18 protein-coding genes are annotated in these 23,683 nt (G+C 68.5%); 4 read left to right on the forward strand and 14 right to left on the reverse strand.

The genetic code is table 11. From position 1 onward, the window contains the following. The first annotated feature begins 17 nt into the window (after positions 1-17). Positions 18-1,001, forward strand: coding sequence for a Bug family tripartite tricarboxylate transporter substrate binding protein (locus tag AVAK2825_RS11010; protein WP_284397939.1), 984 nt, complete (start codon positions 18-20; stop codon positions 999-1,001). Between the two features lie 180 nt (positions 1,002-1,181). Here AVAK2825_RS11010 and AVAK2825_RS11015 read toward each other — a convergent pair whose 3' ends face one another. From AVAK2825_RS11015 to otsB, 6 genes are all read right to left on the reverse strand, one after another. Continuing rightward, the gene (locus tag AVAK2825_RS11015; RefSeq protein ID WP_284397941.1) at positions 1,182-2,216 is read right to left on the reverse strand and encodes a hypothetical protein; all 1,035 of its coding nucleotides are present in this window, start codon (positions 2,214-2,216) and stop codon (positions 1,182-1,184) included. A gap of 698 nt (positions 2,217-2,914) precedes the next feature. Further along, on the reverse strand, positions 2,915-7,495 hold the full coding sequence (locus AVAK2825_RS11020) for an RHS repeat-associated core domain-containing protein (protein ID WP_284397943.1): 4,581 nt from the start codon (positions 7,493-7,495) through the stop codon (positions 2,915-2,917). Between the two features lie 99 nt (positions 7,496-7,594). Next, entirely contained in the window at positions 7,595-10,036 is a 2,442-nt protein-coding gene (locus tag AVAK2825_RS11025; RefSeq protein WP_284397946.1) for a type VI secretion system Vgr family protein, read from the reverse strand. A 250-nt stretch (positions 10,037-10,286) separates the two neighbouring features. After that, a complete protein-coding gene (gene otsA, locus AVAK2825_RS11030) occupies positions 10,287-11,654 on the reverse strand; it encodes an alpha,alpha-trehalose-phosphate synthase (UDP-forming) (protein WP_272565231.1) in 1,368 nt (455 codons plus the stop codon). Positions 11,655-11,714: 60 nt separating this feature from the next. After that, positions 11,715-13,526, reverse strand: coding sequence for a glycoside hydrolase family 15 protein (locus AVAK2825_RS11035; RefSeq protein WP_284397950.1), 1,812 nt, complete (start codon positions 13,524-13,526; stop codon positions 11,715-11,717). After that, positions 13,523-14,260 carry a trehalose-phosphatase gene (gene otsB, locus AVAK2825_RS11040; RefSeq protein WP_284397952.1) on the reverse strand — a complete coding sequence of 246 codons (738 nt, stop codon included), beginning with the start codon at positions 14,258-14,260 and terminating at the stop codon, positions 13,523-13,525. Before otsB ends, AVAK2825_RS11035 begins: the two co-directional genes overlap by 4 nt. Positions 14,261-14,420: 160 nt before the next feature. Between otsB and trxC the strand changes: the two genes are divergently transcribed. Beyond that, on the forward strand, positions 14,421-14,864 hold the full coding sequence (gene trxC / locus AVAK2825_RS11045) for a thioredoxin TrxC (RefSeq protein ID WP_284397954.1): 444 nt from the start codon (positions 14,421-14,423) through the stop codon (positions 14,862-14,864). A 62-nt stretch (positions 14,865-14,926) separates the two neighbouring features. On the opposite strand, the gene AVAK2825_RS11050 is transcribed toward trxC, so the two are convergent. The 4 genes from AVAK2825_RS11050 to AVAK2825_RS11065 all read right to left on the reverse strand — a co-directional run bounded on the left by AVAK2825_RS11050 (position 14,927) and on the right by AVAK2825_RS11065 (position 18,256). Further along, complete coding sequence (locus AVAK2825_RS11050; protein ID WP_284397957.1) at positions 14,927-16,201, reverse strand: multifunctional CCA addition/repair protein; 1,275 nt, start codon at positions 16,199-16,201, stop codon at positions 14,927-14,929. Between the two features lie 190 nt (positions 16,202-16,391). Beyond that, positions 16,392-16,751, reverse strand: a complete 360-nt coding sequence (locus AVAK2825_RS11055; RefSeq protein ID WP_284397961.1) for a hypothetical protein — start codon at positions 16,749-16,751, stop codon at positions 16,392-16,394. A gap of 119 nt (positions 16,752-16,870) precedes the next feature. After that, entirely contained in the window at positions 16,871-17,563 is a 693-nt protein-coding gene (locus AVAK2825_RS11060) for a glutathione S-transferase family protein (protein WP_284397963.1), read from the reverse strand. A gap of 120 nt (positions 17,564-17,683) precedes the next feature. After that, on the reverse strand, positions 17,684-18,256 hold the full coding sequence (locus AVAK2825_RS11065; RefSeq protein ID WP_284397966.1) for a 5-formyltetrahydrofolate cyclo-ligase: 573 nt from the start codon (positions 18,254-18,256) through the stop codon (positions 17,684-17,686). A gap of 15 nt (positions 18,257-18,271) precedes the next feature. Between AVAK2825_RS11065 and AVAK2825_RS11070 the strand changes: the two genes are divergently transcribed. Next, positions 18,272-20,254 carry a lytic transglycosylase domain-containing protein gene (locus AVAK2825_RS11070; protein WP_272565222.1) on the forward strand — a complete coding sequence of 661 codons (1,983 nt, stop codon included), beginning with the start codon at positions 18,272-18,274 and terminating at the stop codon, positions 20,252-20,254. Positions 20,255-20,340: 86 nt separating this feature from the next. Then, on the forward strand, positions 20,341-20,898 hold the full coding sequence (locus AVAK2825_RS11075; protein ID WP_284397969.1) for a DUF4124 domain-containing protein: 558 nt from the start codon (positions 20,341-20,343) through the stop codon (positions 20,896-20,898). 34 nt (positions 20,899-20,932) lie between these two features. On the opposite strand, the gene AVAK2825_RS11080 is transcribed toward AVAK2825_RS11075, so the two are convergent. The 4 genes from AVAK2825_RS11080 to AVAK2825_RS11095 form a co-directional block, all read right to left on the reverse strand. Then, complete coding sequence (locus AVAK2825_RS11080) at positions 20,933-21,490, reverse strand: cytochrome b/b6 domain-containing protein (RefSeq protein ID WP_284397971.1); 558 nt, start codon at positions 21,488-21,490, stop codon at positions 20,933-20,935. Beyond that, positions 21,477-21,755 (reverse strand): PepSY domain-containing protein, encoded by a 279-nt coding sequence (locus AVAK2825_RS11085; RefSeq protein WP_272565219.1) that lies wholly within the window; start codon positions 21,753-21,755, stop codon positions 21,477-21,479. Before AVAK2825_RS11085 ends, AVAK2825_RS11080 begins: the two co-directional genes overlap by 14 nt. 61 nt (positions 21,756-21,816) lie before the next feature. Further along, complete coding sequence (locus AVAK2825_RS11090; protein ID WP_284397973.1) at positions 21,817-22,500, reverse strand: Fe2+-dependent dioxygenase; 684 nt, start codon at positions 22,498-22,500, stop codon at positions 21,817-21,819. Beyond that, the gene (locus tag AVAK2825_RS11095; RefSeq protein ID WP_284397978.1) at positions 22,494-23,654 is read right to left on the reverse strand and encodes an alpha-hydroxy acid oxidase; all 1,161 of its coding nucleotides are present in this window, start codon (positions 23,652-23,654) and stop codon (positions 22,494-22,496) included. Before AVAK2825_RS11095 ends, AVAK2825_RS11090 begins: the two co-directional genes overlap by 7 nt. Positions 23,655-23,683: the final 29 nt, after the last annotated feature.

The following is a 23,683-nucleotide window of genomic DNA, read 5'->3' on the forward strand; positions in this document are numbered from 1 at the left end:
ACACAAGGAGACAACGCATGACGAAGATGAACCGACGCCAGGCCGGCCTGGCGCTGGCAGGGCTGGCCGCCGCCGGCCTGGGAGCGCCCGCACGGGCGCAGCAGGGCGTGCCCCGCATCCTGGTGGGGTTTCCCGCCGGGGGATCGATCGACGTGGTGGCCCGCCGCCTGGCCGAGCAGTGGCGTGGCCGCACCGGCACCACCACGGTGGTCGAGCAGAAGGTGGGCGCGGGCGGGCGCATTGCCCTGGCCACGCTCAAGGACGCGCCGCCCGATGGGCTCACCCTGGTGCTCAGCCCCTCGTCCATGCTGACCATCTACCCGCACGTGTACAAGCGCCTGCAGTACCGGCCGGCCACGGACTTCATCGCCGTGACGCCGGTGGCCCTGTCCACCTGCGGCTTCATGGTCGGGCCGAGGGTGCCCGAGTCGGTCAAGACCCTGCGCCAGTTCGCCGACTGGACGAAGGCGCGGACCGAGCCCGAGGGCTACGCCTCGCCCGCGGCCGGCGCCATGCCGCACTTTCTGGGCAACCAGTTCGCCCGCGCGGCCGGCATCCAGCTCACGCACGTGCCTTACCGCGGCGCGGCCCCGGGCCTGCAGGACCTGATGGGCGGGCAGGTCGCCTCCGGCTGCTTCAGCGTGGGCGACTGCCTGCCGCACCTGCCCACCGGCCGGGTGCGCGTGCTGGGCGTGACCGACACGCGGCGCTCGCGCTTCCTGCCCGATGTCGCCACGTTCGAAGAGCAGGGCTTCGCCGGCATCCACGGCGTGGAAAGCTATGGGCTGTACCTGCCCGCCAAGACGCCCGCCGCGCAGGTCGACCGGCTGCTGGCGCTGGCGCAGCAGGCCATCCGCGATCCGGCCGTGGTGGAGTCGCTGGCCAAGCTGGGATTCGAGCCCGTCAGCAGCACGCCCGAAGAGTTCGCACGGCAACTGGCGCAGGAGCGCGAGCGCTGGGCGCCCGTGGTGGCCGCATCGGGCTTTTCGTCCGAGGAATAGCCGCTGCCGGGCACAGGGCGGGCCGGGTCAGTCCCAGGCCGGTGCCAGGCCTTGCGGATCGACCAGCCGGCCGCCGCGCTCCAGCGCGGCGATGCGTTGCATCTGCCCATATGCCGAACAGCCATGGCGATGTCGCTGTGCGCGAGCCGGCCTGCCCAATGGAGTGAGGAAGCGCATGCCTCACGCCGAAGCATGGCATGCCACCGTGCGTTGCAGGGACAGCCCTCGTTCTTCTTCTGCCCGGGCGCGGAAACCCTTGAACTGGATGGGCTTGAAGAGATTCTTTTGCCGCTCCGCCAGAATGGCCTTGTCCTGGGTGCCTGCCAGAAAAAGAGCCTTGACGAGGGGCTCGTCGCGCTGCACCTTCAACCGTTCCGCCGGGGTGAGCGCGCACCGGTTGGCGGGAGCTGCGTCGAATTCAAAAACGATTGCGGAGACCACGATGCGGCTCAGTTGGCCGGGTGCAATAGAGGCCGCAGCGTTAAATCCTGCCCAGCAGCCAAAAAAACTGGCAAACGACAGGAGAAAAATACCCACCTTGCGTTGAGCCATCCGAACGCGAATGCGTTCCGAACGTCGGCGATAAGGGCGCAGGGAAAAAAGCAGAAAGAAAGTGCTGGTCTCTTTTTCAGGCAGACGCACTCCTTGTTTCTGCAGCATCGATAAAAACAGGGAAACCTCAAAAATCAATGCGGTGAGTGAAAGGGCCAACGCGACGGCGAGCAGGAGAAAAAAGCTCGTCGCGGCAACATGGGCCATGGGAACGTTGGCCGCACTGATTCCCAGTATTTCTCCGATCCATAGGGCCGCATACCCCTTTGACAGATAGTGAAGTGGAACGGGAATGGCCAAAAGACCGATCTTGAAAAAAGTATCTTCCCAAAGCTGACGCAAGAAAGGCAACTTCACGAGCAGAGATAGAGTCAGCGTCGAAACGAAAAACGCGTAACCCAACAGCAGCAAAGTAATCCAAATAATATCGAGAGGGATGGAGATAAAGTAAAAAAGGACCGCTATCGCAATCACATGCATAATCACGGTGGTCCAAATGCGCGCCACCGATAATGCGTGAAGTTGATTGGCGAAGGAAGTGAGCAGTTTTCTAGTTGCCGTGGTTTTATTTCTCCAAAGCGTTGCCGCCAGGAATGCGTTGACGGAGATGTACGCGACGACAAGCAGTGGAAGACCGAAGACGGCAATGGCCAGAAGTTTCATGAAGGTGTGAGCGGGGGCTCGTTGAACGGCTGAATGAGGCGAATCGATGATTTGCGTTACGTAGTACCCAACGGGCAGCGTCGTCGCGGCAGTTCTCGGGTCGCGGGGTGAGGGGTGGAGGTGCTTCAGTGCCTGTGCCGTTGGGTTGATTGCCCTCGTTGCTGCCGTATTGATAGCAAACGACACGGCCCCAGGCATCGTGCGTGAAGCGCTCGTGCAGCCCGCCCGGGTGATCGACGGCCAGCAGATCGCCGCTGTCCGGGGCGTAGCGGTAGCGGGCCAAGACTATTTGTGTGTATTTTTTTTAAAGCGAACGTATGAAGGAATACCGTACTGTGAATAATTAATCAAAATACAAAAAAATAGAAAGGCGAGATATGAAGGCGCAAATCCTGGGAGTCTTTCCTGAAATGTTAGTGTTATTGTTGGTATGCCGATAATTATAAGATAGTAGGTGAAAACCTTCCAATAAAAATTAAATGCTGAAATCGTAGGATGGGCTGGTTTGCGGCTGATGGTTAAAAGATAGGTAAAGGTGGCAAAAGTGCAAATTAATATACACAAATGCAATATACCAATTGCAGTTTGCAAGAAAATTGGTAAATTATTTTTCAAATTTATTGAATAATAATTTGCCAGCCAAAAGTATGCAATCAAAAAAATATGGAGAAAAATAAGAAATGCACGTGTATTTTTCATCATTTTTCGCAGCTACAGGATACGCTTTTAATGGTTGCATTAACTGACGAGCCAACGAGTACACCAAAACTCCAAGCGCCACTTACGGCTGCACCCTGTATCGCTGATGTTCGTACAGCATTGGTAAGTAGTCCGGGAGTTCTGACCTGTTGAATAAGGCCGTAACCAGATTTTGCCGGGAGACTTTCGCGAGCATATTTAACAGCCGCTTGAACTGCTGTCATGCCGCCAATGCTACCTGCGGTAGCGCCTCCTAGTGCGGCTGTAAACGGCGTTCCAGGGCTGGTTAAAATATCAGGTACTGGTCCGAATAAACCATCTGCAAAACTATCTGCGGTTTTTTGTGTGTCAACATAATTTTCCACCATGTTGTCAAACCATCCTTGATCACAATTCATCAATCCCTTGGGATCGACATATTTAAGAGGAGTATTTGCAGCGTAAGAATAGTTATTCACCCCACCCGTCAACCCAATCGGGTCTTGCGAGACATACCGCCCCAGTTTCGGGTCGTAATACCTGTGCCGGTTATAGAAGAGCGATGCCCCCTCGCCCTCATCGTGCTGGCCCTGCATGCGAATGGGCTGGTGCAGGTTGAGCGGGTTGTGCTCGGTGATCGTGTTCCCCCAGGGGTCCAGTTGGATGTGCCAGTCGATGCGGCCTTGCAGGTTGATGAGCGCCAGGGGCGTGCCCAGATGGTCGCAGTGGTACAGGTGCAGATGGGTGATCTGTGCCCCCTCGCCGCGCAACTGGGTTTGCAGGCGGTCCGCATCCAGCCCCGTGGATTGCAGGTGGCGGCGGGTTGCCTCGCTGGCGCCGTGGCGCAGTTCCTCCTGCAGGGCTTGCAGGGCCTCGGGCTGTTCTCGCTCGCCTGCGTCGGCGGCGCCCAATAGCTGGGCGAGGGTGGGGGGCTCGGCGTGGGCGCGGGTCTGGATGCGCACGAGGGGCAGGAAGGAGCCGGGGGCGTAGAGCGTGTGGATGCGGCGGGTGTCCTCGGGGAGCCCAGGTTTGCCCGTCTCGCCCAGGTCGCGCAATTCGGTGAGGGTTAACGCATCGCCCTGCCATCCGTGGCAGCGCATCTCGGTGTGGGCCACCTGTCCGTCGGTTGCGATGCGCTCGATACGGGTAGCGATACGCCGCCCGAACACATCGTAGTGGTGCACGCGGCGGATGCGCTGGCCGGTGGCGCCGTCGTGCTGCTCGTGGGCGATCAGGCGCTGGGCGTGGTCCCAGTGCAGGCGGTGGGATTGTTGGCCGTCGGCATGGGTCTTCTCCAGCAGGTTGCCGCAGGGGCCATAGCAGTAGCGCCAGGGGCCATGGGCCAGGACGCGGTTGTCGGGCCATCGGTCGCGGGGGTGGCCGGGCAGGGGCGGGGCGTCCTGGCGCAGCAGGTCGAAGGCCGGGTCGTGGAACTGGCGGCGCACCTCGCTCGCCCAGTCTTGGGGGTCGCCTGCCGGGGCGCCGGCCTGGGGCGCCCAGGGGTTGCCGGCCGGGTCGTAGCGGTAGTGCTGCGGCTCGTGCCCGGGCCACTGCGTGGCGGCCAGGCGGCCTGCTGCGTCATAGGCGTGCAGCAAAGCGCCGTGCGGCGTATCGATGCGGGCCAGGCGGCCGGCCGCGTCGTAGTGGTGCTGGCGGGCCAGCGAGGACAGGCCGGGCATGCCCGCGTGGTCCGGGGCCGGCGAACCCTCGGTGCCTGCCAATCCCGCCAATCCCTCGGTGCGCCCGACGGCCATCGCCTGCAGCCGCGACAGCGCATCGCGCCTGTAGCGGGTGCGGGTGGCGCCGAAGTCCAGGGCCACGGGGCGGTGCAGGCCGTCGCGCTCGATGTGCAGCAGGGGTTCTCCGTCCAGCAGCAGGCCGTGCACATGGCCCGCGCCGTAGGTCAGCCACTGCAGCGGGGCCAGGCCCGGCAGGTCGGCCTGCGCCGGGGCGCCGCCCGCCTCCAGGGCGTGGGCGCTCTCGTGGCGCCACAGCAGGGCGCCGTCCAGGCAATGCACCTCCTGGCGCTCGCCCAGGATGCGGCCCAGGCGGTCGCGGCGCAGGTGCACGCTCACGCGGTGGCGCTGCATGGCCGTGTGGTGGTGGGCCGCCACGAGCTGCCCGGCGCCGTCGTGCTCGAACCACTCGATGATCGGCGCGGCCTCGCTGGCGCCGCCGGGCTCCGGCAGCGCTGCGGCCTGTTCCAGCGGCGGGCCTGTATCGCGGGCGACCGGCGTGATCACCCGAGCCAGCAGCCACCCTGTCTCGCTCCACTGGTAGGCGATGGCGTGGCGCGCGTCCTCGGTGCGGGTGCGCTGGCCGGCCCGATCGTAGGCATGGCGGGTGGCGTGGCCGTCGAAGCCCGTTTCCTGCACGAGCCGGTCGCGCACGTCGTAGGTGAAGCGGTGGACGCTGGCGTTCTCGTTGTGCAGCTCCACCAGGCGGCCGGCTGCGTCGTAGCGGTAGTGCTGGGCGAGCAGGGAGGCTGTTTGAAGTGTTTCCGTGCCCACGCCGGGGTGTTGATTGCCCTCGTTGCTACCGTATTGATAGCAAACGACACGGCCCCAGGCATCGTGCGTGAAGCGCTCGTGCAGCCCGCCCGGGTGATCGACGGCCAGCAGATCGCCGCTGTCCGGGGCGTAGCGGTAGCGGGTGGTGCGGGCCAGCGCATCGGCCGTCTCGACGGGCCGGCCGGCGGCGTCGTAGGCCGTGCGCTGCTGCCAGCCTTCCTCGCCATGCACGCGCGTGGTGCGGCCCCAGGCGTCGTACTGCCAGCGGGTGGTGCGGCCGCTGCAGTCGGTGCGGCGGGCCGGCAGGCCCAGGGCGTTCCATTGCAGCGCCGTGGTGCCGCCGCGCGCGTCGGTGATGGCGATGGGGAGGTCGGGGAGGTCGGGCAGATCAGGGAGATCGGGCTGGCCAGGGAGATCGGCCGCAGGCATCTCCGGGTAGCGGTATCGCGTGACCTGGCCCAGCGCGTCGGTGTGCTCCAGGAGCCGGCCCCAGGCATCGTGGCGCCAGGTGGAGGCCAGCGGCTCGCCGGCGGCGCCCTCGGGGGCGCTGGCGAGGTGGCGCAGGGGCAGCCCCAGCGCATCGCGCTCGATGCGCTGGGTGCGCCCGGCCGCCCCGGTGGTGCCGACCTCGGTGATGCCCACGACGAGGCCGGTGGCGGCATCGATGTCGTGGCGCACGCCGCGGCCCAGGGGATCGGTGCGCTCCAGCAGGCGGCCGGCGCTGTCGTGGCGCCAGGCGAAGCGGGCGCCGTCGGCCTCGATGCGCTCGGCCACGCGGGCCAGGCCGGCCTGGCCGGAGAAGACGTAGCGCCGCTGGCGGCCCAGGCCGTCGGTGACGAGGGTGCTGGCGCGCTCGGGCAGGGGCGGGATGGCGGCGGCGTCGGCGGGCAGGGGGGTGTAGTCGAAGTGCAGGTCCAGCCCGTGGGGCGTGGTCTGGGAGACCTGGGTGGTTTGGGAGATGACGCGGCCGAGTGCGTCGTAGGTGTAGCGCGTCATGGGCCGGCCGGCGTGGGCGTGGCCCGTCATGCGGCCGGGGTGGGCGACATCGGCGTAGTCGAACTGGCGCACGGTGCGGCCCGCGTGGTCGATCACGCGGGCGAGTTCGCCGCGCACGGTGTAGGCATAGCGCACCAGGGCCAGGGGCAGCCCCTCGCGCGGTTGATGATTCTCGCGCGGCTGGTGGGGGTCAGCCTCCAGGAGCACGGCCACCAGGCGCACGCCGGCATCCGGTCCCCAGCCGTGGGTGGGCGGGGTGGCCAGGGTGGCCGGCGCGATGCGCTCCAGCTCGAAGCGATAGCGGCGGCCCGCGCCATCGGTGACCGTGTGCAGATGGCCGGCGAAGGGGCCGTCGGCATGGTGCTCGTGGCGCTGCACGCGGCCGAAGCGGTCGCACAGGCCGTGCAGCGTGTCGCGGTGACTGACGCCGGCCCTTGCGGTCCCCGCCACTGCAGTTGCTGACGTGGCCGCAACGCCGGCGCTCGCTGGCGCGAACACCCACCACGGGCCCAGGGGGGAAGCGGTCGCCACCGTGATGCGGGCGTCGGCCCGGATGACCGCGGGCAGCGCATTCCAAAGACCCGCCAGGCGGGCCGCGTGGCCGCCCTGGGCGGCCCCTGGCAGGTGCCCGGTGCCGCAGCGCACGAGCCACAGCCCTTCGCTGGCGCTGTGGGCGATCTCGCCGGGCGCCAGCGGCTCGAATTCGATGCAGCGCCCGCGCCCGTCGTGCAGGCGCAGCGCGCCGGGCGAATCGCCACCCCCATCGCCATCGCCGGGCACATGGGCCAGGCTGGCCTCTCCCGGCAGCCACCACCCCGGCCCCAGCAGCCCCACGGGGGCCGGCTGCGGGCTCTGGTGGCTGGAGTACGAGCGCGTCAGCGCAAACGGCAGGGGGCCGGGCAGGGCGAAGTCCTGCTCTCCCGGCAGCACCTTGGCGCCCAGCAGCGGATTGACCGGGTGGCCTTCGGTGACGCCCCCCGGGCAGGCCGAACAGGCCACGCCCCCGCTGGTGCCGATCAGCACCGTGCGCGAGCCCTGCACGATGGGGCCTCCCTTCTTCGTCAGGTCTGTCTGTCTCGCTGCTGGCTTGCCCATGGGGTCTCGCTTCTGGGGTATCGGTTGATATGGGGTGGGTGCGGGGGCACGGGCGCCGTGGCTTGCCCGCGGCCCTGCCACGTTGCGTGACTGGCGCGGTCAGAACGCCGATTTGGCCAGCACGGACGAGGGTGGGGCGCCTGGCGCGGCCGCCCTGGCGGATGCTGCGGCCTGCCCGGCGAAGCCGGGTGTCTTGCCGGGCGATCCGGCACTGGCGGCGGTGTCCGCGTTGCCTGCGCCATCGCCACCCGCCGGGGCCTCCGGCGGGGTCTGGCTGGCGCCGCAATTCCACTGGATGGTGCCGGCGTCGCCATGGATGCCGCTGTCGCCCTGCAGTTCGATGTGCGCGCCCTTGAGGTAGATGCCGCCATCGGCCTTCAGCACGATCCGGGCCTGGCCGCACGCGAGCTCCAGGTGGTCGCCGCTCGAATGGATGGAGACCTGGCCAACGGTTTCCGTCTTGCGTTCGCCCACTTTCAGTTCGAACGATCGGCCGATGCTGGCGGTGTAGCCCTGGCCGACGAACAGCTTTTTCTGCAGGCCGACTTCGCTGGCCTGGAGCATGCCGACCAGGGAGTTCATCGCCATGCCCACGTTGCGGCTGTAGGCCATGCCGATGTTCATCAGCTTCGCGAGGCCGGTGGTCTCGCGGTAGGTCTTGCCCACGGTTTCCTTCTTGTGGGAGCCCACCTGGATCGTCCAGTCCCGGCCGATGTCGTCCTCTTCGCTCCGCCCGATGGTCTTGGTGCGGTTCTTGCCGATGCGCACCGTTTCGTCGATGCCCACGTCCCGCTGGCGGTGGTCGCCCACGGACAGGGTTTCGTTGTGGTCCACGCGCCGCTGGCGGTCGTTGTGGACGGTCTGGGTTTCGTCGTGGTCGATGGTGGTCACACGGTCGTGGTGCACCGTGCGGGTTTCATCGTGGTCCACCACGGTGCGCAGGTCGTGGCCGATCCAACGGTCCTCGTCGTTTTCCACCTCGGACAGCTGGTCCTTCTGCGCATGCAGCCACAGCTGCTCGGCCCCGGCCTTGTCCTCGAAGCGGATGGCGTTGGCATCGCCCGCCCCATCTTTCATGCCCGCTCCGAAGGCTCCGCCCTTGCTGGATTTGGTCTTGATTCCTGATTGCGTGGCGTTGCCCGGCAGCGCCCACGGCGGCATGTTGTCGGCGTTGTAGACGCAGCCGGTGATGATCGGATAGTCCGGGTCGCCATTCAGGAAATCCACCACCACTTCTTGGTTGATCCGGGGAATGAAGACGGCCCCGAAGCCCGAGCCCGCCCAACTGCTCGATACCCGCACCCAGCAACTGGAGTTCTCGTTCATGGCCCCGATGCGGTCCCAGTGGAACTGCACTTTCACGCGGCCGTACTGGTCGGTCCAGATCTCCTCGCCCGGCGGGCCCACCACCACCGCGGTCTGCGGGCCGGTGGTCTTGGGCTTCGGGGTGGTGCGCGCGGGCGTGTACGGCAGGCTGGTGGGCTGGGCCTGCAGGGTGAACTTCTGGAACGAGCCCTCCTCCTGCGGCGTGCCCTTGGTGCCGGGCGCTGCGGCGCTGACCTGGGGGTTTTCCTTGAAGTGGTATTCGATGCCGGTCAGCAGGTACTGCTGGTTCTGGTCCTCGCGCGGGTAGTTCTCCAGCGTGAAGGTGTAGCCGGGGGCGAGCGCCCGGTGGCGCGACTGGCCCCGGACGGTGCTTTGGCCGGTAAGGCTCGATTGCAGGCGCACGCGGGCATAGGCCTCGCCGTCGCCGAACTGGGTGTAGCCGCCCGGCCATTCGTAAACTTCGTGGGCGTCGTGCGCGTGGCCGGGCGGGGTCTGGCGCATGTTGGACAGGTCGGCACGGGGCTTCTGGAAATCGTAGTCGTCGTTGTAGTGCCGACCCGAATGGATCGTCTGGTGCAGTTCCCAGGCGTGGATGTTCTCTTTGTCGGCGACCGCAGCCTTCTCCGGGGGATGGAACGGGATGACCGCCGCCCCCGGCAGCGGGCTGTGCGAGGCGACGATGTCGTCGGCCAGGATCAGGGTGTGCTGGCCTGCGGCATGCTCGAAGTAGTAGTACGCCCCTTCATGCTCCAGCAGCCGGGACACGAAGTCGCAATCGCTCTCGCCATACTGCACGCAATAGTCCCAGCTGCGGTAGCTGCGGGTGAGCTTCCTTTGCAGGGGGTAGCCGTATTTTCCGAGGACCTCTTCGACGATCTCCGGCGCGGTCTTGTTCTGGAATATCTTGAAATCGGTCTTGCGGGTGGCGAGCCACAGCCAGGGCTGCAGGCGCAGGCGGTAAGAGTAATACCGGTGGTCCTCGCCCTGCATGCCGAAGCGGGTGACGATGCCGTCCAGGTAGCGCCGACCGCCACCTTGCGTTTCCACCACGACCGTGGCGTTCTTGCCCAGCAGCGCCTTCGGGTCGATGCTTTTGCTGTCGCTCAACAAATCCAGGTCGAGGCAGAACAACTGGCTGATGGCTTCCTTGCCCTGCAACTGCCGGAACTGCAGCTGCCCTCCCAGGGGCGTTTGGATCGTGACGCGGCGGGTCATGTTTGGCAGGCCCGCGGACCGGGCCACTACATTGAAATGGCCGCGATCATATATCCGCTGTGCGGAAAGTCAGAAAAAATTCCCTGTCAACGGTGAAAAAAATTGCGCGATAGTTGCGTTACTTTCTTGCAAAAATCAGGGGCTTTTTGCTATCCGCACTGAGCCAATTCGGCTTCAAAGCAAGGGGCACGGCCGTCAAGCGCAGCCGCGAAAATAAATGGCGCGAACTGCAAGCCACCGCTGCAGCCTCTCAGCCCAGCGTCTCCAGGAACGTCTTGCGCCACCAGTGGATGTCGTGCTCCCGGATGCGCTCCATCAACGCCTGGTGGCGCCGCTGGCGTTCCTTGAGGGGCATCTGCAGCGCGGTCTGGATGGTGTCGGCCATGCCCTGCGTGTCGTAGGGGTTGACCAGCAGCGCTTCCTTCATCTGCTCGGCCGCGCCTGCGAAGCGAGACAGCACCAGCACGCCGGGGTCGTCCGGGTCCTGGGCGGCGATGTATTCCTTGGCGACAAGGTTCATGCCGTCGCGCAGCGGCGTCACCAGGCCCACGGCGGCGGCGCGGCACAGGCCCGGCACGCGCTTGCGGGCCACGGTGCGGTGGATGTAGCGCAGCGGCATCCAGTCGAGTTCGCCGTAGTCGCCGTTGATGGCGCCGCACAGGCCTTCCAGCTCCTGGCGCAGGTCGGCATAGGCGTCCACGCTGTCGCGGGTGGGCGAGGCGATCATCACCAGCGTGGCGCTGTGGTGGTTTTCGGGGTAGCGCGCCAGCAGCTCGCGGAAGGCGCGCACGCGCTGTGGGATGCCCTTGGAATAGTCCAGCCGGTCGATGCCCAGCAGCAGGCGCCGGCGCGAATACTCGTCGCGCATGGCGGTGAAGGTCTGCACGGCCTCGGGCGCGGCGGCCAGGCGGGTGAATTCGTCCACGTCGATGCCGATGGGGAAGGCCCCCACCTGCACCGTGGCGCCGAACGCGCGCAGGTGCTGCGGGCCCACGGTTTCCGCATTGGCCTCGTTGCTCAGGTAGCGCGTGAAGTGCGACACGTCGGCCTCGCTCTGCAGGCCCACGAGGTCGTAGGCGAACAGGGAGCGCATGAGCCATTCGTGCTGCGGGATGGCGGCCATGATGAGCGGCGGGGGCACCGGGATGTGCAGGAAGAACCCGATGCGCTGGCGGCAGCCCAGCGCCCGCAGCTCGGCGGCGAGTGGGATCAGGTGGTAGTCGTGCACCCAGATGGTGTCGTCTTCCTTGAGCAGCGGCAGCAGCTTGCGGGCGAACATCTGGTTCACGCGGCGGTAGCCGGCGATGTAGCTGGCGTTGAAATCCGCCAGGTCCAGCCGGTAATGGAACACGGGCCACAGCACGCTGTTGCTGTAGCCGCTGTAGTAGCTGTCGTGGTCTTCCTGGCACAGGTCCACGGTGGCCAGGGTGACGGTGCCCGCCTGGCGCGTCTGCAGCTTGCCTTCACCGGGCAGGCCGTCTTCGGAGATATTGCCGCTCCAGCCGAACCACAGGCCTCCGGTGCGGCTCAGCGTCTCGCCCAGCGCGACCGCCAGGCCTCCGGCGGCGGGCTTGCGGGGATCGGCGATGCGGTTGGAGATGACGACGAGGCGGCTCATGGGAAATTTCCTTGCGGTGCGAACGGGCAGTCGGGGTGGGCGTAGCGGATGCGGCGCCTTTCAGATCACGCTGTCCCAGGGGTCGGACAGCCGGACGGCGGCATTGATGATGCCGACCATGGAATAGGTCTGCGGGAAGTTGCCCCACATCTCCCCGGTCTGCGCGTGCGTGTCCTCGGACAGCAGTCCGAGCGGGTTGCGCGTGGCCAGCAGGGCCTCGAAGATCTCGCGCGCCTGCGCCTTGCGGCCGATGCGGGCCAGCGCGTCGATGCGCCAGAACGCGCAGATGTTGAAGGCGGTGTCGGGCTTGCCGAAGTCGTCGGCGGCCTCGTAGCGGCGCATGTAGGGGCCGTCGCAGAGCGACGCCTCCATGGCGTCCACCGTCGAGACGAAGCGCGGGTCTATCGGGTCGATCAGGCCCACCTCGGCCATCAGCAGCACGCTGGCGTCCAGTTCGTTGCCGCCGAAGCTCTCGGCAAAGGCCTGGCGCTCCTCGCTCCAGGACTTTTCCAGGATCTCGTCGCGCATCGACCGGGCGTGCGCGCTCCAGTAGTCGGCGCGTTCCGGCAGTTGCAGCGAGTGGGCGATCTTGGCCAGGCGGTCGCAGGCGGCCCAGCTCATCAGCGCCGACGAGGTGTGCACCCGGGCGCGGGTGCGCAGCTCCCACATGCCAGCGTCGGGCTGGCCGTACACGCGCACGGCCAGCTCGCCGATCTGCTCCATGCGCGAGAACTCGGTCGCGCCCGCCGGGTGCAGCAGCCGCTGGTCGTGGAAGGCCTGGGCCGCGCCCAGGATGATGTTGCCGTACACGTCGTGCTGGAAATGCTCGGCCGCCTGGTTGCCCACCCGCACCGGGCCCATGCCCCGGTAGCCGGCCAGGTGCGGCACGAAGGCCTCGGGCAGGTCGTGCTCCAGGCCGATGCCGTACAGCGGCTGGATGTGGCCGTCGCTGGCCTCGGCCACCACGTTGCTGAGCCAGCGCAGGTAGTCCTCCATCGTCGCCGTCTCGGACAGGCTGTTGAGCGCCCGCACGACGAAGAACGCATCGCGCAGCCAGCAGTAGCGATAGTCCCAGTTGCGGCCGCTGTCGGCGGATTCGGGGATGCTCGTGGTCATTGCCGCCACGATGGCGCCGGTGTCCTCGAACAGCGACAGCTTGAGCGTGATGGCCGCGCGGATCACCGCGTCCTGCCATTCGAGCGGCACGGCCAGGCGCTGCGTCCAATGGCGCCAGTACCACACGGTTTCCTGCTCGTAGTGGCGCGCCGTGTCGGCGATGCCGGTGGGCAGCGATTCGTCGGCACCCAGAAGGAAGTTGTGCTCGCGCGCCATCACGAAGGGCTGGCCCGACAGCACGTGGGAGATGGGGACGTCGGTGTTCAGCCGCAGCGTCAGGTCCTCGCCCACGTAGCGGATGTGGTTGCTGCCCTGCGTGATCTCGGGCGCGTCCTTGCCCCAGCCGTAGCGCACGTCCACCCTCACGCGGATGCGCGGTGCGCCCTCCAGCCGGCGCACGCGGCGCACCAGCATCATGGGCCGGAAGTAGCGCGAGCGGGCGTAGAAGCGCGGGGCGAAATCCGTGATCTCGATGCTGTTGCCCGAACGGTCGGTGAGCCGCGTGCGCAGCACCGCGGTATTGGGCTCGTACCACTGCTCGGTGGTGGCGAGGTCTTCGATTTCGATGGCGAAGCGGCTGCCTTCGTCGCCCGGCTGCAGCAGGGCGTTGAACACCGGGTCGCCGTCGAAGCGGGGCAGGCAGCACCACACGATGTGCGCCTGCGCATCCACCAGGGCGCTGATGGCGCAGTTGCCGATCAGGCCCAGGGCGAGCGAGGGCTCGGCGGGCGGGCCGAAATGGGAAGCGGTCTTCATGCGGCGGGCCTTTCCGGCGCCGCCATCTGGTAGAGCCATTCGCGCAGCACGGTGGTGTCGTCGCAGCGCACCGTCGCCTGCGTCTCGCCCGTGCCCACCTTGATGCCGATGCCGCCCAGGGCCTGGGTGGCGACGAAGCCGTTCTCGTCCGTCACGTCGTCGCCCGCGAACACAGGGATGCGGCCCTGGAAGGGCGGGTGCTGCATGAAGTCGGTGATCGCCCGCCCCTTGCTGGGGCCCGAGGGCTTGATCTCCAGCACGCACTTGCCCTGCATCAGTTCGAGCCCGGGCGCGTGCTTGAGCGCATGCTCCAGCGTCGATCGGCACAGTGCTTCGAGTTCCTGCGCCTGGCGGTAGTGCAGTGCGACGCCGGCGCTCTTGCGTTCCAGGACCAGGGCGGGATAGCGGTCGCGCAGTGCCTCGATGGTGCGGATGACCGCCGTCAAATCCATGGCCGGCACGGCCCCCACGAGCCCGCTGTTCAGGCGGTACTGGGCGCCATGCTCACAGGCCAGCGGCAACTGGAGGGGGGACAGGAAGCGGTCGATGTCGGCTTGCGTGCGGCCCGTCGCGATGGCCAGGGCACCGCCCAGCCGTTCGTGCAGCGCCTGCAACGCCGGCACGATGCCCGGGGGCACCTGCACCGCATCGGGGTGGGACGCAATATCGGCGAGCGTGCCGTCAAAATCGAGGAAAAGTGCGTATCTCGCAGTCAGTAGCGGTAGATTTTGCATTGCCAGCCACCTTACCAGAAGCCTTCGCGCGGGCTGTAGGCGCCAAGGCAGGGCGGCTGTAGGCGGGTTGAAAACCCCCGCCGCAGCGCCCATGTGCGATGGGCCTGCCCCGGTGCCCTGTGCCTGCCTGGGCCACCACCCTTCCTCATTGCGGCCTTCCATGAACGACACCTCGCACCTGCACATCGTCTGCCCCCATTGCCACACCACCAATCGCGTGCGGACGGACCAATTGGCGAGCGCGCCCGACTGCGGGCAGTGCCATCAGCCGCTCTTCGCCGGCGCCCCTCTGGCACTGGATGCCGATGGTTTCGAGCGCCACGTGCAGCGCAGCCACATTCCGGTGCTGGTGGATTTCTGGGCGCCCTGGTGCGGCCCCTGCCGCGCGATGGCCCCGGCGTTCACGCAGGCCGCGCGCGAACTGGAGCCGCAGGTGCGCCTGGCCAAGCTGGACACTGAGGCCCACCCGGCGCTGGCTGCGCGCCATCAGATCCGCAGCATCCCGACGATGATCCTGTTCCAGAACGGCCGCGAGTCCGCGCGCATCTCCGGCGCGCTGGGGGCGGCGGACATCGTGCGCTGGGTGCGCACCGCGACCCGCTGACTGTTCGGCAGGCGATCGCTTTCAACGGCCCGCTTGCGGGCGCCTGGGGCAAAGAAAGGGCATCAGCCCTGTGCGGCCAGCCAGTCGGCCACCGCGCTCACCCGCGCCTTGCGGATCCATTCGCCCACCTGCGGGCCCGCGGCGCCGGCCGCCGCTGCGCGGGCGGCGATCTCCGCCGTCACCACCGACTGCGCCGCCGCGAGGATGGCTGCCAGCCGGGGGTGCTGGGGGTAGGGCGTCTCTTCGAAGCCGAGCCGGCCCCGCGCGTCGCATTCGCAGGCCAGCAGCACCTCGGCAAAGCGCGCCGGCTTGCGCAGGGCGTCGCAACGCTCCAGGAGCCGCACCAGGGCGGCGGCGTTGAGGTCCGCGCTGCGGTGGATGTGGCCGTGCTCGCGTGCCACCACGTCGGCGGTTTCGCGGCAGTCCACCGGCACGCGCAGGCGCTCGCACACGTCGCGCAGCAGTTCGGCGCTGCGGGTTTCGTGGCCGATGTGGCGCGGCAGCACGTCGGCCGCGGTGGTGCCCTTGCCCAGGTCGTGCACCAGGCAGGCAAAGCGCACGGCCAGGGGCGCCTGCAGCCGCGCGGCCATGTCCAGCACCATCATCACGTGCACGCCGGTGTCGACCTCGGGGTGGTACTCCGCGCGCTGGGGCACGCCCCACAGGCGGTCGAGCTCCGGCAGCAGCACGGCCAGCGCCCCGCAGGCGCGCAGCACCTCGAACATGCGCGAGGGCGCAGGCTCCATCAGGCCGCGGGCCAGCTCCTGCCAGACGCGCTCGGCCACCAGATGATCCACCTCGCCGGCCTCGACCATCTCCCGCATGAGCGCCAGGGTCTCGGGGGCCACGGTGAAGTCGGTGAAGCGAGCGGCGAAGCGGGCCACGCGCAGGATGCGCACGGGGTCTTCGCGGAAGGCGTCGGTCACGTGGCGCAGCACGCGCGCCTGCAGGTCGCGCACGCCGCCGTAGGGGTCGCAAAGGCCATGCGTTGCCGAGGGATCGGAGGCGGAGGCGGAGGCGCCGGCCGCATCGGCCGGCTGCGCGATGGCATTGATCGTGAGGTCGCGGCGCGAGAGGTCCTCCTCCAGCGTGACCTCGGGCGAGGCCTGTACCGCAAAGCCGCGGTAGCCGCGCCCGCTCTTGCGCTCGGTGCGCGCCAAGGCGTATTCCTCGTGCGTCTGGGGATGCAGGAACACCGGGAAGTCGCGCCCGACAGGCAGGTAGCCCTGCGCCGCCATTTCGTCGGGCGTGGCGCCGACGACGACCCAGTCCCTGTCGTTGACCGGGCGGCCCAGCAGCCTGTCGCGCACCGCACCGCCCACCATGTAGATTTGCATGGGCGGCAGTGTACGGCGCGGCGTTGCGGGCCCGGCAGGCATCCCCCCAGCGGCCAGACCGATCGGTTCAAGGCCAAACCGGTGCCATGCCGGCGGATTTCATGCCTGTGTCGCTATTGAAAATATAGCAAACGACAGTTGGCACTGGCTGGCGCACGGGGGCTGCGGGGCGTCGCCGCCCTCGCGCCGCTCAGCGCTTGTCGGCCGTCAGCCGCGCGAGCGCGCCGCGGATCACCTCGATGCGCTGGGCCTCGTAGGAATGGCTGTAGCGCAGGGTCTTGATGCCGTGCGGTCCCGAGATGGCGCGCGCCTCGAAATCGCCCTGCAGCCGGTCGAGGCAGGCCAGCAGTTCGGGGTGGTGGCGCGCGGCCACGGCCCTGTCGAACGAGAGGCTGCCGTCTGCCCTCGGACCGAAATCGCTGTCCGGCAGAGTGCCGTGGCCCGGCGTGAACGGCGGGGGCGGAATGGCGAACCGCGTGGGCGGGCGGCCGGGGCGGTCCACGCCCATCAGGGACGGATCGGGCGGGGTGCTGAAGTAGGTGGAACGCATGGAACTCTGGTCCTGGAGTGGCTGCGTTCACAGCGTGCCGCCGCTCCCGCCACGCCCCTGCCGCAGGCCGGAAGCGATGTTCCATTTTGCGAAGCGCCCCCTCGCGGGCGCTTCGCCGATCAGCGCGCCGTGCGGCCGAGCCGGTAGGGCTCTTCGAAGTCGAGAAAGTCCGCTTCGGCCTCGGCCCCGCGCACCCAGTCCTGCACGCCGGGCAGCGCCAGCACGCGCTCCACATAGCCCGCGATGTGCGCCGGCAGCGGCAGGGCGTAGGTGGTCAGGCGCGAACACACGGGGGCGAAGAAGGCATCGGCGATGGTGAATCCGCCGAACAGCAGAGGGCCGCCGTGCGCCTGCAGCAGCGCCGTCCACATCTCGATCAGCCGCGCCACGTCGGCGCGCACGGCGGGGCGGTCACGCCACAGCAGGGCGCCGGTGTCGGGCAGGCGGGCCTCGATGTTCATGGGGCAGGCGCCGCGCAGCGCGGAGAAGCCGCTGTGCATCTCGGCGCAGACGCTGCGGGCCCGTGCGCGGGCGGCCGCGTCGGCAGGCCACAGCGCCTTGTCCGGGTGCTTTTCCGCCACGTATTCGGCGATGGCCAGGGTGTCCCACACGGCCAGGTCGCCGTCGACCAGCACGGGCACCTTGCCGGTGGGCGTGACCGCCTGGATCTTCTGCTTGAACTGCGAGCCCTCGTCGAAGCTGTCGAAACGCAGCGGCACTTCCTCGAACGCGATGCCGGCCTGGCGCAGCAGCACCCAGGGGCGCATGGACCAGGAGGAGTAGTTCTTGTTGCCGATGTAGAGCTGGAACATGGGATTCACCTCGGAAAACGGGAGGTGCATCCTACGACGCCGCCGCACGGCCCTTCGATGCCTTTTCGCCCGGCGACTGATGCGCGCCGCGCATCAGCGGTGCCTGGCGACCCTGGCCGGTCAGATCGGCCAGACCACGCCGTTGTCGTTCAGGATGGCATTCAGCGGCAGATCGTGGGCCTCGGGCTCGAAGTCGTCGATGTAGCCGTGCGTGAAGCCCAGGCCCACGGTGGTGGGCACCGGCTGCAGCGTGGCCAGCGTGCGGTCGTAGAACCCGCCGCCGTAGCCCAGCCGGTAGCCGCCGGGGCCGTAGCCCACGCAGGGCACGAACAGCAGGGAAGGCACGATCACCTCGGTGTCCTTGGGCTTGGGAATGCCGTAGGCGTCCTCCTCCATCGGGCAGCCGGGGTACCAGGCATGGAAGGTGAGGGTCTTGTGCACCTTGTCCACCACCGGCAGGCCGATGCGGCGCCGCTGGGGCTCGTCGAGCAGTTCGCCGTCTTCCTTCCAGCGGTGCAGCGCCGGGAGCGGGTCGAACTCGCCCTTGATGGGCCAGTAGGCCCCGATGACGGTGTCGGGCCGGTCCACCAGCCAGATTCGCATGACGCGCTGAAGCAGGTCCGCCCGCTGTAGGCGGTCGGAGAGGTTCAGGCGTTCTTCTACCAGTGCGCGGCGCAGGGCTGCTTTGTCCATCACATAATTCCCCCAATGCAATTGCTCAAGATTCTGACACCGCTCGTCGCGGGCGCCTTGCTCGCCGGTGGCGCGACCCTTGCGGTCGCGCAAAACCGGGGTGACGATACCCTGCTGGAGATGCAGCAGGCCTTCCGCAAGGGCGACCGGCAACGGCTCACCCAGTTGCTGCCGAGTGCCCGTGGCCACGTGCTCGAGCCCTGGGCCGCCTATTGGGAGTTGCGGGCCCGCCTCGGCGAGGCCCTGCCGCAGGAGGTGGGCGCCTTCCTGCAGCGCTACGCCGGCACCTACCAGGAAGACCGCCTGCGCAACGACTGGCTGCTGCTGGTGGGCCAGCGCCGCGACTGGGTGCAGTTTTCCGAGTTGCACCCGCAGTTCCGCATGGGCGACGACCGCGAGGTGCGCTGCTACGCGCTGCTGATCGAGCAGATCAAGGGCACGGCGCCGGCCGGCGCCATCGACGAAGTGCTGCGCAACTGGTACGGCCAGCGCGAGGCCGACGATGGCTGCACGCACGCGGTGGCCGAGTTCTATGCCGACAAGAAGGTCACGGCCATGGACATCTGGCGCAAGGCGCGCCTGTCGGCCGAGGCCAACCGCGCCCGCGCCACGCGCAACGCGGTCGAGATCGTGGCGCCCGAGGCGCTGCCGCAGTTGCGCGAGGTGTTCGATTCGCCCGTGAAGTTCCTGGCCGGCCGCGCCACGGCCGCCGGGCGCGTGCGCCAGGAACTGGTCGTGCTCGGGCTCATCAAGATGGCCATGGCCGATCCCGGCGCCGCGGCGCGGCTGCTGGATGCCAAGTGGGGCGTGCAGCTGTCGTCCGAGGAGCGCAACTGGGTCTGGGGCGTGATCGGCAAGCAGACGGCGATCGCGCTGTCGCCGGACGCCATGGGCTACTTCGGCAACGTGTCCAAGGACGCCGACCTCTCCGACGACACCCTGGGCTGGAAGGTGCGCGCCGCCCTGCGGGCCGGCCAGTGGAAGCAGGTGGCGCGCGCCATCGACGCCATGTCGCCCACCGCCCGCCAGGACAGCACCTGGACCTACTGGCGTGCCCGCGCCTGGCTGTCCAACCGCCCGGGCGACGAAGACAAGGCCCGCGCCCGCGAGCTGCTCGAACGCATCGCGGGCACCAACGGCTTCTATGAAATGCTGGCCCTGGAAGAGCTGGGACAGCGCGTGGTGCTGCCGGCCGCGCCCCTGCCGCCGACGCCCGAGGAAAAGGCCGCCGTGCGCGCCAACCCGTCGCTCAACCGCGGGCTGTACGCCATCTTGCTGGGGCTTCGCGGCGAAGGCGTGCGCGAATGGAACTACGCCACCAACCTGCACAGCCCGGGCGGCATGGCCGACCGCGAGCTGCTGGCCGCCGCCGAATTCGCCTGCCAGCGTGAGGTGTGGGACCGCTGCATCAACACCAGCGAGCGCACCAAGGCGGCGTTCGACGCGTCGCAGCGCTTTCCCATGCCGTTTCGCAGCACGGTGGTGGCGCGGTCGCAGGCCATCGGGCTCGACCCGGCCTACGTGTATGGGCTCATCCGCCAGGAAAGCCGCTTCGTCATGGACGCGCGCTCGGGGGTGGGGGCTTCCGGCCTCATGCAGGTGATGCCGGCCACGGCCCGCTGGACGGCCCGCAAGATCGGCATGGCGAATTTCACGCCCGACCAGATCAACGACCGCGAGACCAACATCACCATCGGCACCGCCTACCTCAAGCTGGCGCTGGACGATTTCGACGGCTCCATGCCCCTGGCCGCGGCGGCCTACAACGCCGGCCCGGGCCGCCCGCGCAACTGGCGCAACGGCCCGCTGCTGGAGGCGGCCATCTGGGCGGAGAACGTGCCTTTCAGCGAAACGCGCGACTACGTGAAGAAGGTGCTGGCCAACACGACGCTGTACGCGGCGATCCTGAGCGGCCAGCCGCAGTCGCTCAAGGGGCGGCTGGGCAGCGTGGGGCCGCGCGATGCCGCGGTGCCGGAGCCGAACAAGGACCTGCCCTGATTCCTGCGCGGTGCCGGGTGTGAGGGCGCCCGGCACCGCGGTTTCACCCGGCCGCGGAGGGCGGCCGTTTCATACACAAAAAAACCATGTCCAAGAACAAGAGAGTCGGGGTCGCTGCGGCCATCGCCGTGGCAGCCGGATTGCTGTGCGCGGCCGTTTCGGCGCAGCCGGTCTACAAGTGGGTGGATGCGCAGGGCCGCACGCAGTATGGCCAGCAGCCGCCGGACCGGTCCACGGCCGAGCAGCCGCAGTTGCACAACACGGTGCCGTTCGGCAGCAGCGGCGGGACCGGTTCCGGCACCGCGCCGCGCAAGCTGCCCCGGGACGTGCAGGACCAGGTGAACGGCCTGGCGCAGGGCTTGACCAAGACGCAGCCGGGCAAGGTGCCGCTGTCCTGCGGCAGGGCGGTGAGCAACGCGACCTCGGGCCTGGACACCATGCTGGAGACCGGCGACAAGAACGCGCGCGACGGCTACCTGTCGCGCGAGCAATACGAAGCCACCGCGGGCAAGATCCGCGCCACGCGCAGCCACATCACGGTCGGCGACTGCGAGGCGGCCACCGGCGTCAAGCGCGACTTCTACCAGTGCATTTCCAACGACCGCAACCACGTGATGGGTTGCGCGCAGCAGCACCGCTTCTGAAGTCCCGCCGGCCGGTCCACCGGCCTGCCGGCGCTCAGGGCACGTCGTCGCCCGTGGGCGGGGTCTTGCGCCCGGTGACCATGGCCCGCACGAGGTTCTCACGGTGCTGGTACCCGGTGAACAGCACGCCACCCACGTGCAGGGCGACCAGGCCCAGCAGGGTCCAGCCCAGGCCCTCGTGCAGGTTGGCGAGCCAGCCGTAGCCCCAGAACAAGTCGGTGGTGTAGAGCCAGCCGGTGAACCCCAGCAGACCGATGCAGCCCAGCAGCGCCACCACCATCCAGCCGCCCAGCGGGTTGTGGCCCAGGTGGCGCGGCGCGCGCCCCGCACCCACGGCCCGCGCGTAGGCCCAGGTGGCGGCCGGCCCGCGCACGAACTGCGCGAAGCGCGCGTGGTGCCGGCCCGCGAAGCCCCAGGCCACGCGTGCGCAGGCGATGGCCAGGGCAGCGTAGCCCAGGTTTTCGTGCAGGGGCCCCAGCCGGTGGCGGGTGATCCAGGCCGCGGCGACCGAGGCCACCAGCGACCAGTGCAGGAGCCGCACCGCCGCGTCCCACACGGGGACGGGCGGGTGGGGCGGATTACTTTTCTTCAACGCGTTCCAGCGTCTTGGGGTCGAAGAACGCTTCCACGCGCTTGCCCTGCGGGTCCTTGCCGTACACCTCGTAGCAGGTGGGGGTCTTTTCCATGCGGCGCACGGTCCAGCCTTCCTTGACCAGCTTTTCCTGCAGCTCGGTGTGGGGGCGCCATTCCGAAGCGGGATGGGCGGGGCATTGCACGTCGCCGTGCGCCCAGGCGCCGCCGGCGGCCACGGTCAGGGCCAGTGCGATGGCGGCACGTCGAAAGGGGGTGGAATTCATGGGGAAGCTCCTGCAAAGAAAAGGAATGGGAGGACAGAACGGTTTCGGCCGGCGCAGCGTGTCAGGTCTGCGCCCAGCGGCGCAGGAGATTGTGGTACACGCCCGTGAGCTGCAGCAGCCGCGGGTCGGCGGCGTCCAGCGAGGGGGTCAGGCGCTGGATGGTCTGGTCCAGGTCGAAGAGCAGCGTGCGGTCGCCCTCGTCCTGCACCAGGCTTTCGATCCAGAAGAACGAGGCGATGCGCGCGCCGCGCGTGACCGGCGTCACGCGGTGCAGGCTGCTGGAAGGGTAGAGCACCAGGTCGCCGGCTTCGAGCTTGACGCTCTGCACGCCGAACGGGCCTTCGATCTCCAGCTCCCCGCCGTCGTATTCGTGCGGGTCGGCGAGGAACAGCGTGGCCGACACGTCGGTGCGCATCGACTGCTGCGTGCCGGGCCACTGCATGACGGCGCTGTCCACGTGCGCGCCATAGGTGCCGCCGTCGGCGTAGCGGTTGAACTTCGGCGGGTGGATCCTGCGCGGCAGGGCGGCCGCGATGAAGGTCGGGTGGCGGCCCAGCACCCGCAGCAGGTGCTGGCCCAGTTCCACCGCCACCTCGCTGGCGTCGTCGAGCTGTTCGTTGCGCTTGACCGACCGCGCCAGCGTGCCCGCGGTGGCGCTGCCGCTGCGCCAGTCGGCGCCATCCAGGCGCTGGCGGAAGTGACGGACTTCGTCCGGGTCCAGAACGTGTTCGAGGGTGATCAGCATGGCGTTTCTTCGGACAGGGAGGGAAAGGCCGGCGGCTGGGCCACGAGCGCGCCCGGGCCGATGTCGGCCAGCGTGGCGCAGCCGGCCAGCGCCATGCAGGCCTGCAGTTCTTCGACCAGCAGGCGCAGCAGGTGGGCCACGCCCAGCGCGCCGGCCACGGCCAGCGCATAGACCTGCAGCCGGCCGATCAGCACGGCATCGGCGCCGAGCGCCAGCGCCTTGAACACGTCGGTGCCGCTCCGGATGCCGCCATCGAACAGCACGGGCCAGCCGGGGCCCACCGCCGCCCGCACGGCGGGCAGCATCTGCAGGCTGGCGGGGGCGCCGTCCAGCCCGCGCCCGCCGTGGTTGGAGACGACGATGCCCGCCACGCCCCGGGCCTGCAAGGCGGTGGCGTCGTCGGGGTGCAGCACGCCCTTGACCCAGACGGGCAGGTGCGTCTGCGCCATCAGCCAATCCAGGTCGGCCCAGGTGGGCGCGAAGTGCATGGCATGGAAGACCCGGCCCTGGCCCGGCTGCGGGGCGGGCGGCTCCATCGGGGGCTGGTCGCGCAGGTTCTCGGCGACGCAGGTCGGCGGCATGCGAAAGCCGGCCGCCAGTGCTTGGCGGCCGGCGGTCTGCAGGGCCGCGTCCAGCGTGACGACGATCGCGCGGTAGCCGGCCGCCTCGACGCGGCGAACCAATTGCAGCGTGTCCTCCCGCCGCGGCTGGAAGTACAGCTGGAACCAGCGCGCCGGGCCGCTGGCCTGCGCGATCGATTCGAGCGTGCGGGACGACAGGGTGCTGGCGACCAGGCAGGTGCCGGTGGCCTCGGCCGCGCGCGCGGTGGCGATCTCGCCGTGCGGGTGCGCCAGGGCCTGGAATGCCACCGGCGCCAGGGCCAGCGGGTGCTCCCAGGCCTCGCCGCCCACCACCGCCCGCACATGGCCGTGGCGCACGTCGCGCAGCAGCCGGGGCAGCACGGCCCAGCCGTCGAAGGCGCGCCGGTTGGCCTGTGCCGACGTGCCCAGGCCGCTGCCGCCCGCCACGTAGGCATGGTGCGCGGCATCCATGTGCTTCGGTGCGAGCAGTGCGTAGTCGAGCGCGCCGTGCACGCCGGGTGGAATGCGGTCCGGCGGCGGGGAAGGTGCGGTGGAGGGAAGGGCTGGAGTCATCGTTGAAAGCGGCAATGCCGGGCAGAGCC

This window comes from Acidovorax sp. SUPP2825 (genome assembly GCF_030158995.1).
In the GTDB taxonomy this organism is placed as follows: Bacteria; Pseudomonadota; Gammaproteobacteria; order Burkholderiales; family Burkholderiaceae_C; genus Paracidovorax.

Coding starts and splice junctions, on each gene's coding strand:
- AVAK2825_RS11020 (WP_284397943.1), bottom strand. CDS start 7,495: ATGGGCAAGCCAGCAGCGAGACAGACAGACCTGACGAAGAAGGGAGGC.
- AVAK2825_RS11035 (WP_284397950.1), bottom strand. CDS start 13,526: ATGAAGACCGCTTCCCATTTCGGCCCGCCCGCCGAGCCCTCGCTCGCC.
- AVAK2825_RS11070 (WP_272565222.1), top strand. CDS start 18,272: ATGCAATTGCTCAAGATTCTGACACCGCTCGTCGCGGGCGCCTTGCTC.
- otsB (WP_284397952.1), bottom strand. CDS start 14,260: ATGCAAAATCTACCGCTACTGACTGCGAGATACGCACTTTTCCTCGAT.
- AVAK2825_RS11065 (WP_284397966.1), bottom strand. CDS start 18,256: ATGGACAAAGCAGCCCTGCGCCGCGCACTGGTAGAAGAACGCCTGAAC.
- AVAK2825_RS11050 (WP_284397957.1), bottom strand. CDS start 16,201: ATGCAAATCTACATGGTGGGCGGTGCGGTGCGCGACAGGCTGCTGGGC.
- AVAK2825_RS11075 (WP_284397969.1), top strand. CDS start 20,341: ATGTCCAAGAACAAGAGAGTCGGGGTCGCTGCGGCCATCGCCGTGGCA.
- AVAK2825_RS11015 (WP_284397941.1), bottom strand. CDS start 2,216: ATGAAACTTCTGGCCATTGCCGTCTTCGGTCTTCCACTGCTTGTCGTC.
- AVAK2825_RS11095 (WP_284397978.1), bottom strand. CDS start 23,654: ATGACTCCAGCCCTTCCCTCCACCGCACCTTCCCCGCCGCCGGACCGC.
- AVAK2825_RS11090 (WP_284397973.1), bottom strand. CDS start 22,500: ATGCTGATCACCCTCGAACACGTTCTGGACCCGGACGAAGTCCGTCAC.
- otsA (WP_272565231.1), bottom strand. CDS start 11,654: ATGAGCCGCCTCGTCGTCATCTCCAACCGCATCGCCGATCCCCGCAAG.
- AVAK2825_RS11025 (WP_284397946.1), bottom strand. CDS start 10,036: ATGACCCGCCGCGTCACGATCCAAACGCCCCTGGGAGGGCAGCTGCAG.
- trxC (WP_284397954.1), top strand. CDS start 14,421: ATGAACGACACCTCGCACCTGCACATCGTCTGCCCCCATTGCCACACC.
- AVAK2825_RS11060 (WP_284397963.1), bottom strand. CDS start 17,563: ATGTTCCAGCTCTACATCGGCAACAAGAACTACTCCTCCTGGTCCATG.
- AVAK2825_RS11055 (WP_284397961.1), bottom strand. CDS start 16,751: ATGCGTTCCACCTACTTCAGCACCCCGCCCGATCCGTCCCTGATGGGC.
- AVAK2825_RS11085 (WP_272565219.1), bottom strand. CDS start 21,755: ATGAATTCCACCCCCTTTCGACGTGCCGCCATCGCACTGGCCCTGACC.
- AVAK2825_RS11010 (WP_284397939.1), top strand. CDS start 18: ATGACGAAGATGAACCGACGCCAGGCCGGCCTGGCGCTGGCAGGGCTG.